This window comes from Lutibacter sp. (genome assembly GCF_033723435.1).
GTDB lineage: Bacteria > Bacteroidota > Bacteroidia > Flavobacteriales > Flavobacteriaceae > Lutibacter.
Map to the genome: position 1 here is coordinate 261,009 of NZ_JAWVXC010000003.1, position 11,764 is coordinate 272,772.

Annotated in this window: 8 protein-coding genes and 1 pseudogene; 8 read left to right on the plus strand and 1 reads right to left on the minus strand. The window is 33.8% G+C overall.

Features of this window, described 5'->3' with window-relative positions; genetic code table 11:
- Positions 1-216: 216 nt before the first annotated feature.
- Positions 217-486 carry a helix-turn-helix transcriptional regulator gene (locus R3342_RS07050; RefSeq protein ID WP_318939307.1) on the minus strand — a complete coding sequence of 90 codons (270 nt, stop codon included), beginning with the start codon at positions 484-486 and terminating at the stop codon, positions 217-219.
- Between the two features lie 664 nt (positions 487-1,150).
- Between R3342_RS07050 and R3342_RS07055 the strand changes: the two genes are divergently transcribed.
- The 8 genes and pseudogenes from R3342_RS07055 to R3342_RS07090 all read left to right on the plus strand — a co-directional run bounded on the left by R3342_RS07055 (position 1,151) and on the right by R3342_RS07090 (position 11,707).
- Positions 1,151-4,171 (plus strand): SusC/RagA family TonB-linked outer membrane protein, encoded by a 3,021-nt coding sequence (locus tag R3342_RS07055; protein WP_318939309.1) that lies wholly within the window; start codon positions 1,151-1,153, stop codon positions 4,169-4,171.
- 16 nt (positions 4,172-4,187) lie between these two features.
- Positions 4,188-5,618: a RagB/SusD family nutrient uptake outer membrane protein gene (locus tag R3342_RS07060; protein WP_318939311.1), complete on the plus strand. Its 1,431-nt coding sequence runs from the start codon at positions 4,188-4,190 to the stop codon at positions 5,616-5,618.
- 500 nt (positions 5,619-6,118) lie between these two features.
- Positions 6,119-8,251: an alpha/beta hydrolase family protein gene (locus R3342_RS07065; RefSeq protein ID WP_318939313.1), complete on the plus strand. Its 2,133-nt coding sequence runs from the start codon at positions 6,119-6,121 to the stop codon at positions 8,249-8,251.
- Positions 8,252-8,403: 152 nt separating this feature from the next.
- A pseudogene (locus R3342_RS07070) lies at positions 8,404-8,523 on the plus strand (ATPase); the annotation flags it as partial.
- A 136-nt stretch (positions 8,524-8,659) separates the two neighbouring features.
- Positions 8,660-9,172 carry a hypothetical protein gene (locus R3342_RS07075; protein WP_318939314.1) on the plus strand — a complete coding sequence of 171 codons (513 nt, stop codon included), beginning with the start codon at positions 8,660-8,662 and terminating at the stop codon, positions 9,170-9,172.
- Positions 9,173-9,393: 221 nt separating this feature from the next.
- Positions 9,394-9,993, plus strand: coding sequence for a restriction endonuclease subunit S (locus tag R3342_RS07080; protein WP_318939317.1), 600 nt, complete (start codon positions 9,394-9,396; stop codon positions 9,991-9,993).
- Between the two features lie 11 nt (positions 9,994-10,004).
- Positions 10,005-11,516: a type I restriction-modification system subunit M gene (locus tag R3342_RS07085; protein WP_318939319.1), complete on the plus strand. Its 1,512-nt coding sequence runs from the start codon at positions 10,005-10,007 to the stop codon at positions 11,514-11,516.
- Between the two features lie 35 nt (positions 11,517-11,551).
- Positions 11,552-11,707 carry a hypothetical protein gene (locus R3342_RS07090; protein WP_318939321.1) on the plus strand — a complete coding sequence of 52 codons (156 nt, stop codon included), beginning with the start codon at positions 11,552-11,554 and terminating at the stop codon, positions 11,705-11,707.
- Positions 11,708-11,764 lie beyond the last annotated feature (57 nt).

Here is an 11,764-nt window from a genome sequence, read left to right on the forward strand (position 1 = left end):
TCGGAAAAAACCGAAAGTGCTAAAATGTGCGGTGGGTTTTCAGCTTGTGGGTAACTCGTTATATCCGTTAAAAAGTAACTGTTTATCAAAATTAATATTTCCGGATAAAAGTAGTTTTTACTTGCGTTTATCAATTATATAAAAATCTAAATGTATATAATTTATGATTAAAAATATTACGGTTTTCCCGTAATTAAATTTATATAAAAAATAAGGCTATTTTTTTATCTTTAGGCTAGGGTCAGCTTTTTCTACTAATTCGAAAAAATTTGAAATTGTGATCTTATAATATTCACAAAGTAAAAAAATTGTGCTTGGAGAAATATTTCTATTGCCTGTCTCGATTCTTCCAAGATTTAATGTAATATTTTTATTATCGTAAATATCAGTAATTACAGCATCTTGTGTCAAAGATGTTGATGCTCGAAGCTCTTTTAAAACTTTCTGAATTGCTAATAATAGCTTTTCATTTTTTAGTTGTTTCATATCATATCAAATTGACACAGAAAAAAAAATATACACAACGACATATATGTCGGTATTATTTTATATATTTGTTTAAGAATATTAGAAATAATATTAAATTTGCGATACTTCTTATAGAAAAAATTTGAAGCATTCGCTTTGAATCTCGTATCAGAAAATTGGCATTTTTATAACCACGGGATGATAAGTTTAGATGCTCACGACCATGGCGTGGGCTCACTTATTCGTGTACGGGTATACCAGTACCTCTGATACAATAAGCTGAGTTCCATGCCTTTTTATTGGTATAAATTCCGCTTACATTCTTAGCTAATCTTCTACTTTTTTATAGTCTCGTTTCATTTGTTAATCAATTTAACTGTTAAAACAATTGTGTATGAAAATATAAATGTCCTTTACTATAAGTTTAACCAAGCAGCGTAAGTAATTCCGCTGAAATTACGGATCCGTATTCTATGAAAAAAACAGAAAATTTCTCATAGAAAAATAGGCAACCTTCCTCTTAAAATAACACTTTTTAAACGTATTAAATAATAGGTAATAGGTTGTATTCAAAATTTAGATTTCTGAAATCAAAAAAAAAGACGCTCTACTCTTGTTGTAAACCAAATAGAGCGCCATGGTAATACAAAACGCATGTTTCAATTAACCAATACTTAATAATATGAAAAAAAAGTCAATAAATAAAGCTATTAAAATAGCAATGTATCCTTTTATTCTTGGGTGTTATTTGTTTTTCTCTACCGGGCAGGCACGTAATAGGTTACATATTTTAAATTTTCAACAACAAAAACTACAAGTAAGTGGTACTGTTACCGATATAAATGGTGAGTTGCCAGGTGTCTCCATTATTGTACAAGGCAAAAGTACAGGTACTGTTTCCAATTTAAATGGATTCTATACTATAGAAGTAACGGTAAAAGACACCTTAATTTTTTCTTACTTAGGATATAAAACTAAGGTTGTTCCAATAAATGGTCGTTCTCAAATTAATGTGCAATTACAGGAAGACTTAACAACCTTACAAGAAGTACATATTAATGCAGGATACTATGCTGTTAAGGAAAGTGAACGTACAGGGAGTATTTCTAAAATCACATCCTCAGCTATTGAAAAACAACCTGTTTCTGATGTATTGGCGACTATGCAAGGACGCATGGCTGGAGTAAATATTACACAAACTACAGGTGTTCCTGGAGGAGGGTTTGATATACAAATTCGTGGACAAAATAGTTTAAGAGCTAATGGAAACAGCCCGTTGTATATTATTAATGGAGTTCCATATGCATCAGATCCTATCGGTACTGGAATTAATTCAGCTGTATTGCCAACGCAACCAAGTCCGCTCAATAGTATTAATCCAGATCAGATAGAAAGTATTGAGGTGTTAAAAGATGCAGATGCTACTGCTATTTATGGTTCTAGAGGTGCTAATGGTGTGGTATTGATTACTACCAAAAAAGGGGCTTCAGGAACTTTAAAATTTACTTCCAATTTTTCACAAGGAATGGGAAAGGTAACTAGATTTATGGATTTGTTGAAAACTCCCGAGTATATAGCTATGCGAAAGGAAGCTTATGCTAATGATGGAATTTCAACAATCCCATCTTATGCCTATGATGTAAATGGTATCTGGGATCAAAATAGATATACTAACTGGCAAAAAGAATTGCTGGGAGGTACTGCCGATGTCACTAATGTTCAATCGTCATTATCAGGAGGTTCTGCACAAACACAATTTTTACTTAGTGGTAGTTATAACAAACAAACAACCGTTTTTCTTGGCGATTTTGCATATAAAAAAGGCAATGTTTATTTGAACGTTAACCACGAATCCGAAAATAGAAAGTTCAAAACAAATGTATCCGTAGGCTATACCGTACAAAACAACAACCAACCACGAGTAGATATGATGCGAGAAGCAGTAAGTATAGCTCCTAATGCTCCTGCACTTTATAAGGAAGATGGAACTTTAAATTGGGAGAATAATACCTTTAACAATCCGCTTAGCAATTTAGAAGGAACCTACGAAGCCAAGACCAATGATATGATAGCCAATATTAATCTATCTTATCAATTGACAGATGATTTGCAACTAAAATCCAGTATTGGGTATTCCACACTTTCTAACAAAGAGACCACAGCTAATCCATCCACACGATATAACCCTGCTTGGGGGTTAGGATCTGAATATTCGAGCTTAATTGCAAGCCGCGCTGATCGAGAATCATGGATTTTTGAGCCACAACTGAATTGGAATAAAACTATTGGAAAAGGAAAATTGAAGACCCTAGTAGGTGCAACATATCAATCTCAGAAAGGTAATCAGTTAGTACAATACGCGTCAGGATTTACAAGCAACAGTTTGATCTATAATTTGGCATCCGCATCAAATGTGTATACGCTGGTAAGTGAGGAGACAGAATATAAATATCAGGCATTTTTTGGCCGTATAAATTACAATTGGCAGGAAAAGTATATGGTAAACCTTACAGGAAGAAGAGATGGATCGAGTCGATTTGGCTCTGGTAAGCAATTTGCAAATTTTGGAGCAGTTGGGGTAGCTTGGTTATTTTCTAAAGAACGATTTTTGGAAAACAATACTATTTTAAGTTTTGGAAAATTAAGAGCTAGCTACGGGATTACAGGTAATGACCAGATTGGCGATTACCAATATTTGGATACGTATGCTTCTTCTGGCGTTAATTATGATGGAGTCATTGGGCTGCAACCTACAAGATTGTTCAATCCTGAATTTGGATGGGAAACTAATAAAAAATTGGAAGTGGCATTGGAAACCAGTTTCTTAAATGAGCATATTTTTTTAACAGCTGCATGGTATAACAATCGATCTTCAAATCAGTTGACTGGTATTTCGTTACCGGGTACTACAGGTTTTTCTTCCATACAATCTAATTTGGATGCTGTAGTACAAAATAGAGGAGTAGAACTTACCTTGCGAACTGTAAACTTAAAAAATAATGATTTTAGTTGGATAAGTAATTTTAATATTACTATCTCACGTAACAAACTTATAAAGTTCCCTGACCTTGAAAGTTCGACCTATGCAAATCAATATGTAATTGGGCAACCACTAAACATTCAAAAAGTGTATCATTATACAGGAGTAGATCCACAAACAGGTGTTTATACCTTTGAGGATGTAAATGGTGATGGAATTATTTCTGGTATTGAAGATAAAACAACCCTTCGCGATTTTAATCCAAAATATTTTGGAGGTTTTCAAAATCAACTGAAATACAAGAACTGGCAATTGGATTTCCTTTTTCAATTTGTAAAGCAAATCAATTACAATTCTACATTATTTTTTGGAGTTCCAGGATCGCAATCAAACCAACCTACTGCTGTTTTAAATCATTGGCAACAGGCTGGTGATATTGCTCCATATCCAATATATACGGATGGTAATAATAGTGCGGCAGTAGATGCTTATTATAAATATTTTGAAAGTGATGGGGCTATCAGTGATGCATCTTTTGTACGTTTAAAAAACATCTCTCTTTCCTATAATATACCATTGAAAGATATACAATGCATGGTGTTTTTTGAAGGACAGAATGTGTTAACCTTTACCAAATATGATGGGGCGGACCCTGAATTTAAGTCAGCTGGATATTTGCCGCCATTGAGAATCCTTTCAGCGGGTGTAAAATTTAGTTTTTAATTTAATAAAATAAACCATGAAAAATTTTAATAACAATAAATTAAATACAAGGTATCACAAGGATATTATTTGGAGATTGGTCGTTCTGGTAATAATCATTTTAGTGGTTACTTTGTCAATTTGTAGCTGTAATGACTTTGTAGAAATAGACCTGCCAAGCTCACAATTAACTTCTAACGGAGTTTTTGAAGAAAAAACAACTGCAAATGCAGCAATGACAGATATTTATTCGAAAATTCGAGATGCGGGATTACTAACTGGTTCAGCAACAGGGTTGTCTCATTTATTGGGTAATTATGCAGACGAACTAGACTTTTATGGAAGTTCACAAAATGCAGCAGTAGTGTTTTATAATAATTCCTTAATTGCATCTAATGCTGATGTAAAAAGGTTATGGGATACTAGTTATAACCAAATTTATGCTGCAAATGCTGTTATTGAGGGGGTAGAGAATTCTGTCAACTTGCCGATTGCCGACCGTAAGCAATTAAGGGGAGAGGCCTTGTTTGTTCGTTCTTTAATTCATTTTTATCTAACAAACCTATTTGGGGATATTCCATATATAACCACTACGGATTATGAGAAAAATAGTATTGCTGTACGAGTACCTGATAGCACTATATACAATAATATCAAAGATGATTTGGAAGAGGCTATACAACTTTTACCAGAAGATTATTTTTCTACGGAACGTGTTCGTCCTAATAAATATACCGTTTATGCACTACTTTCAAGAGTGAATTTGTACGCTGGACTATGGAGTGAGGCTGCTATTGAAGCATCAGAAGTAATTAACAATACAGGGCTATATGTATACGAACAAGATTTAGATAAAGTTTTTCTGAAAGAAAGTACTTCAACTATTTGGCAATTAGCCCCAGGGTTTTCGGGTGGTAATACCTTGGAAAGTGAGACATTTAATTTTACTATTGGGCCGCCACCATTATCGGCATTGAGTGCTAATTTTATGGCAGCATTTGACCCTAATGATCAAAGAGAAATTCATTGGACTAAAGCAGTTAGTGATGGTAGTACTACTTGGTATCATCCGTTTAAATATAAAAGTTCCAATACAGGTTCTTCTGTAGAGTATTCTATTGTTTTTCGTTTAGGAGAGTTGTATCTGATAAGAGCAGAAGCAAGGGCTCATTTAGGAGATTTATTAGGAGCCAAAGAAGATTTAAACAAAATAAGAAATAGAGCTGGTTTAGAGGATACCACGACACTTTCACAAGACGAAATCTTGGATGCTATTCTTCAAGAAAGAAGATTAGAATTATTTACAGAGTTTGGACATCGATTTTTTGATTTGAAACGATTTAACAAGGTTGATGAGGTTCTGTCAATGGTAAAACCTGGTTGGGATTCCCATGATGTATTGTTTCCAATTCCAGAAACTGAATTGAAGCTAAATCCGAATCTACAACCTCAAAATCAAGGGTACTAATGGATTTCATAGATAGCAACTTCAAGATTGTTTGGATTAATTTTATGTTGTTTTTGATAACCTGTCCGGTAATAGGGCAGGTTAAAAAAACAAAACAACTCCTGCCTGAAGAGTATAAATTGTGGAGTGTCTTGAGTGCAGAGAGCATTTCAGATTACGGAAAGTGGGTGAGTTACGCTCTTTCATATGAATCAGGGTTGGATACGCTTTTTGTAAAAAATACAACCACAAAAAAAACCTTCGCTTATGCAAAAGGGTTTGATGGGAAATTTATAGGAGATACTTGGTTTGGATATATGTTGCCTAAAGATAGATTTCAATTACAAAATCTACTTACTGGAAAAATACAAGAAGTGGGTAATGTTAAACATTTCAAATTGATAAATAAAGGTCAATATATCTTGCTTTTTTGTAGTACCAGTAAGAGTAAAACAAAGATAGTAATCAAAAACGTACATGGTACTGTTTTGGAAACGATTGCAAATGTTACTTCCTATTCTTTGAGTCCTAAGAAAGACCAACTAGTGTTTTGCGCATCTGATTCAATTAGTGCTAATGTCGGTTTGCTACAATTTGGAAAAAAGATTGTTAAAACAAGCATTATAAATAGCAATATTGAACTATTTGAAAACGTGGTTTGGCATAGAGAAGAGAAATCAATCGTTTTTGTTGGTAGATCAATTGATGCCGAAGCTTTTACAGCTAGTACTGTATTGTATTATAGGATTGACAGTAAGCAATTGTATCAATACGATACTTTAACAGAAAAATCTTGGCCAAAAGAAATGGTTTTAGAAGCAAATTTCAAATCAGCATTAGGGATATCTGAGGATGGTGAGCGTGTGTTTTTTAAATTTAAGAGAATACCTGAAGTAAGTGGTATTAACAAAAATTCAGGTGTACAGATATGGAATACTAAGGATAAAGATGTATACCCTATATGGAATACCTATGGCAAATCTGAAAATAATCCGAGGCTTGCTGCTTGGTGGCCAAAAACTGGGAAATTTATATCAGTTGGAGATGCTATACATCCTTCTGCAATACTTAATGGAAATCAGAAATTAGCTTTAGTATATAACCAAGACAAAAATAAGCCCTCTTTTAAGCAAAATGCTGATAGAGATTATTATTTATTGGATTTAAAAACAGGTATAAAAACGTTGTTTCTGAAACAATTTTCAGATGCAATAGGTCATTTAGCCATGTCTCCTGGAGGTAAGTATATTCTTTATTTTAAAGACGCTAATTGGTGGGTGTATTCTTTTTCAAAAAAAACACATACTAATATCACAGAAAAAACGAAAATTTCTTTTTATGATAATTCCAGTTATTCGAGTGAGCCAAGCCCTTATGGAATATTGGGATGGACAACAAAAGATAAATCATTACTACTTTATGACCAATTTGATATCTGGGAATTTTCATTGGATAAAAAAGGGATTTCTAAAAAATGGACTCAGGGAAGGAATAGTCAACAAATTTTTAGGCTAGCAGAGACTTCATATTGGAATCCTTATGCAATCACTTCAAAAGCCAAAATTGTCAATCTGAATAGTAGTTTATTACTAAAGGTAAATGCGATTGACAATAGTAATTCTGGTTATGCTAGTTTAGATAAAAAAAAACTATTGCAATTGATATCCTATAAGCCAAAATTGGTAAGCGCTTTGCATAAAGCAGAAAGAACCAACTATTTTATGTTTGTTCAAGAAGATTTTAATGAACCTCCAACACTATTTGTCAAAAAAGGGGATGCTCAAGCAAAATCTATTTTTAAAAGCAACCCACAACATTACCATTACGGTTGGGGGATTTCCAAACTTATTGAATATAAAATCTCAAAAGGAGTATCCTTAAAGGGTGCATTATTTTATCCTTTTAACTATAATCCATTGCAGAAGTACCCAATGGTAGTACATATTTATGAAAGGCAAACAGGAAATATTCATAAATATGTTAATCCGAGCCTCTTAAATCAAGGAGCTGGATTCAATATATCCAATTTTACAAGTCAGGGATATTTTGTTTTGTTGCCAGATATTATTTATGAGATAGGAAGACCAGGTTTTTCTGCTACAGATTGTGTAATTGCTGCAACGAAATCTGCTCTTAAAAGTGCTCCTATAAATAAAAAAAAGCTAGGACTGATTGGGAGTTCTTTTGGAGGTTATGAAACAGATTTTATTATAACACAAACAGATCTTTTTGCAGCGTCAGTAGCTGGGGCCGGGGTGTCAGATTTCAATAGTAGCTATTTATCGTTATGTTGGAGTGATAAAAAACCAAAAGCATGGCGATTCGAACACTTCCAAATGAGGATGGGAAAATCATTGTTTGAGGATATGGAAGGATACTTAAGAAATTCTCCTATCCATGCTGTTTCAAAAGTAACAACACCACTTTTATCATATGCTGGAGAAGAGGATACACAGGTGAACCCGAATCAAACGATGGAATTTTATTTGGCAATGAGAAGATTAAAGAAAGAACATATTATGTTAATCTATCCTAAAGAGGGTCACGCCTTTCTTGGAAATGAAACACAATCTGATTTAACGAATCGTATTTCAGATTGGTTTGGATATTATTTAAAAGGAGAAAAGAAACCAGATTGGTTTGACCCTCAGTAAAATTAAATTTAAAAACCATGCAATCTTCTAGAGAGGAATGCATGGTTATAACAATTAATTCACTAACTTAACTAGTTAGGAATTTTGTACAATGGCACATCACATACATTGACATTTGGATTTACTTTTCCCCACAATCGTTGGCTCCCAGAAGTACAAATTTAAACGCACAAGAATTAGAAGAAAGATATGGAAACAGAGTTCGTTCCAGAATGCGTCAAATGTTTAACCTGATAAGCTTTGATTCGAGTAGTAAGGATAAACGTAGTTAAACATTCACGAGTTCCTTAATTTGAAATATAAACGAGACGAGTAACTCTTCAATTTGATTGCTTTTGATAAGGAAAGTGTGGATAAACGAACTTAATTTAATTAATTTTAACGGTGTCAACCATTTTATAAAATGTTATGAAAGAGTTTGCTTATTCAGTTTATTTAAGCGAAATAATTTTTCAGGTAAAAATTGCCCAACAAGCAGCAACCCGTTTACCTATAGATCCTGGAAATTTTGACCACATTGAAGTTTGGTGTTCAATTCAATCTATTCTTGGAGCAACTGCAAATGTTTCTAAAATACTTTGGCCCAGTTCAAAAAAAAGCCAAGAACGAGGTAAAGAGTTAAGAGAACTGCTGGGTGTTGATGAAAACAGTATTATTGCCGGTAGAGATATACGAAATCATTTTGAGCATTATGACGAACGCATAGAACGTTTATTTCAAGGCAAATCAAGTGTTAGTTTTATTGATCTAGCTTTCGACCCTTTTAAACCACAAAAGTGGGAAACGCCAAAATATTATCAAAGGGCATATAATCAAGTTGACAGAATAGTGACATTTCAAAACGAAACGCTTGATTTAAAAGAAGTTCTTATTGCTCTTGAAAGCATTAAAATAAAATGTAGTGCTTATGTCCTAATTTAAAAATGATTAAGTAATACATAAATACTTAAAGTTTATTGTTTTGCTTTTCTAATGTTGACGAAACTCTGATGAATTATACATTTCGCTTTAGATAAACAAAGTATAGGTAATAGATTGTTAAACAACAATTATAAATTACAGTATAATGATTATGCAATTTTAAATTTGCGTATATAAATATTTTATGTATATTTGCAGTATAGTAATTATGTAAATTATTTATGCAAATTAAAAATACAACATTAAAAACAATATTACAAGGTCAAGGGATTTCTTCAGGATACTCGTTTAGGGGTAAGATTGAGGATGATCCTAATGGTGAGTTAAAGGTGGTGCAGTTAAAAGACCTAATTAACGACTACACAGTCATTGGTGACGAATGTTACAGGGTGTCTGCAGAAGGTATAAAAGAAAAATACATCTTAAAAAATGGTGATATTTTATTTATTTCTAAAGGCCAGAACAACAATGCAGTCGCCTTCTCTTCAAATAATTTACAAGGTAGGTATATAGCTTCATCTGCATTGTTTGTAATTGAGGTAAACCGCTCAAAAGCAAACCCAAATTATATTGCGTGGTACATTAACCAGTCACCAGTTCAAAACTATATCAAACAAAATTTAACAGGTACCTACACGCCTACGGTTAATCGTAAAGTAGTAGAAAATATTCCAATTAAATTGCCCAGTATAGAACAGCAAGGGCAAATAGCGGCATTAGGTGCTTTGGCAATTGTAGAAAAAAACTTGCGTGCAAAATTATTGGAAAATAGAGAAGCTCTAATAAACACCAAATTGCTAAATCATATTAACAAAAGATAATTCACATAAAAATGACAAATAAAAGACCATCCCAAGACCAAATCAATGCAGCACTATGGAATGCTTGCGATACCTTTAGAGGGGCATTTGATTCTTCAGAATACAAAAACTACATCCTGGTATTCATGTTCATTAAATACTTAAGTGATGTATGGGAAGATCACTATCAAGAGTATAAGGAAATGTATGGTGATAATGAAGAGCTTGTTCAACGTAAGTTAAGCAGGGAGCGATTTATTTTACCTAAAAACTGCACATTCAAATACATTTATGAAAACAGGGATAATCAAGATATTGGTGGCATCATAGATAAAGTTCTAGGGCAAATTGAGGAAAAAAACATTGAAAAACTAGATGGTGTATTTCGCAACATTAGTTTTAATTCGGAGAAATTGGGTCAAACCAGAGACCGAAACCGTCGTTTAAAAAACTTGATTAACGATTTTGCACAACCAGAACTGGATTTCCGTCCATCACTTTGGGATGGTAAGCAGGATATTCTAGGGGATGCCTATATGTATCTGTTAGAAAAATTTGCATCGGGAGCAGGTAAAAAAGGCGGTGAATTTTTTACCCCTAAAGAAGTGTCTAGCTTGCTAGCAAAATTAGTAAACCCTCAAGAAGGAAATCGCATTTTCGATCCTACCTGCGGCTCTGCATCTTTATTAATCAAAGTAGCAGAAGAAGTCAAGGATAGCGACGGCAATCCAACAAACGATTTTGCATTGTATGGTCAAGAATCCAATGGAGATACTTGGGCATTGAGTAAAATGAACTGTTTCCTGCATAGTATGGACTCGGCTCAAATTGAGTGGTGCGATACCATTAACAATCCTAAACTTATTGAGAATGACAGTTTGATGAAGTTTGATATTGTAGTGGCAAATCCACCCTTTAGTTTAGACAAATGGGGGCATGAAAATGCCGAAACTGACCGTTACAAGCGTTTTTTAAGGGGAGTGCCACCTAAATCAAAAGGGGATTATGCATTTATATTGCATATGATAGAAACGGCGTTGCCTACGGGTAAAGTTGGGGTTATTGTACCTCATGGCGTACTGTTTAGGGGAAGTGCCGAGGGTAAAATTCGTCAAAAACTAATAGAAGAAAACTTTTTAGAAGCTGTTATTGGGTTACCATCCAATCTCTTTTTTGGCACAGGTATTCCAGCTGCAATTATAATTTTTAACAAAGCCAAAACAACAGATAAGGTGCTGTTTATAGATGCCAGTAAAGAATATCAGGATGGTAAAAAACAAAACATCCTGCGTAAACAAGATATCAACAAAATTGTAGACACCTTTAAAGAGTTTGCTGCAATAGAAAAATACAGCCATTTAGCAACCATCGATGAAATTGCTGAAAACGATTTCAACCTCAACATTCCGCGCTATGTAGATACCTTCGAGGAAGAAGAACCTGTAGATATTGCGGCTACGCAACAAGAGATTGAAAGATTGGAAAATGAACTAGTAGAAGTGCGCGGACAAATGGATAGTTATTTAAAAGAGCTTGGGCTATGAGTGAAAACAAAAGTATTATAGAGCATGTGAAAACCATGATATGCGATACCTGCAAAACTTGTGAGGTAAATGCTGTGGATGATAAAGGCAATAGATACATCGTAGATGCAGGGTATTGTAATGATGGCACAGGCTATATAGAAATTAACCTGTATGATGCAGATAGAAATTGGTTGGAGGTTTGTAGGTAAAAGGATTTCACGGACTCGTGCCAGTTACCTTACAAATTAACAGTAGATGAAGAACCG

What these genes read in the sequence shown, in the direction of transcription:
- R3342_RS07050 (WP_318939307.1), bottom strand. Translation starts at nt 486, where the DNA reads ATGAAACAACTAAAAAATGAAAAGCTATTATTAGCAATTCAGAAAGTT.
- R3342_RS07055 (WP_318939309.1), top strand. Translation starts at nt 1,151, where the DNA reads ATGAAAAAAAAGTCAATAAATAAAGCTATTAAAATAGCAATGTATCCT.
- R3342_RS07060 (WP_318939311.1), top strand. Translation starts at nt 4,188, where the DNA reads ATGAAAAATTTTAATAACAATAAATTAAATACAAGGTATCACAAGGAT.
- R3342_RS07075 (WP_318939314.1), top strand. Translation starts at nt 8,660, where the DNA reads ATGAAAGAGTTTGCTTATTCAGTTTATTTAAGCGAAATAATTTTTCAG.
- R3342_RS07080 (WP_318939317.1), top strand. Translation starts at nt 9,394, where the DNA reads ATGCAAATTAAAAATACAACATTAAAAACAATATTACAAGGTCAAGGG.
- R3342_RS07085 (WP_318939319.1), top strand. Translation starts at nt 10,005, where the DNA reads ATGACAAATAAAAGACCATCCCAAGACCAAATCAATGCAGCACTATGG.
- R3342_RS07090 (WP_318939321.1), top strand. Translation starts at nt 11,552, where the DNA reads ATGATATGCGATACCTGCAAAACTTGTGAGGTAAATGCTGTGGATGAT.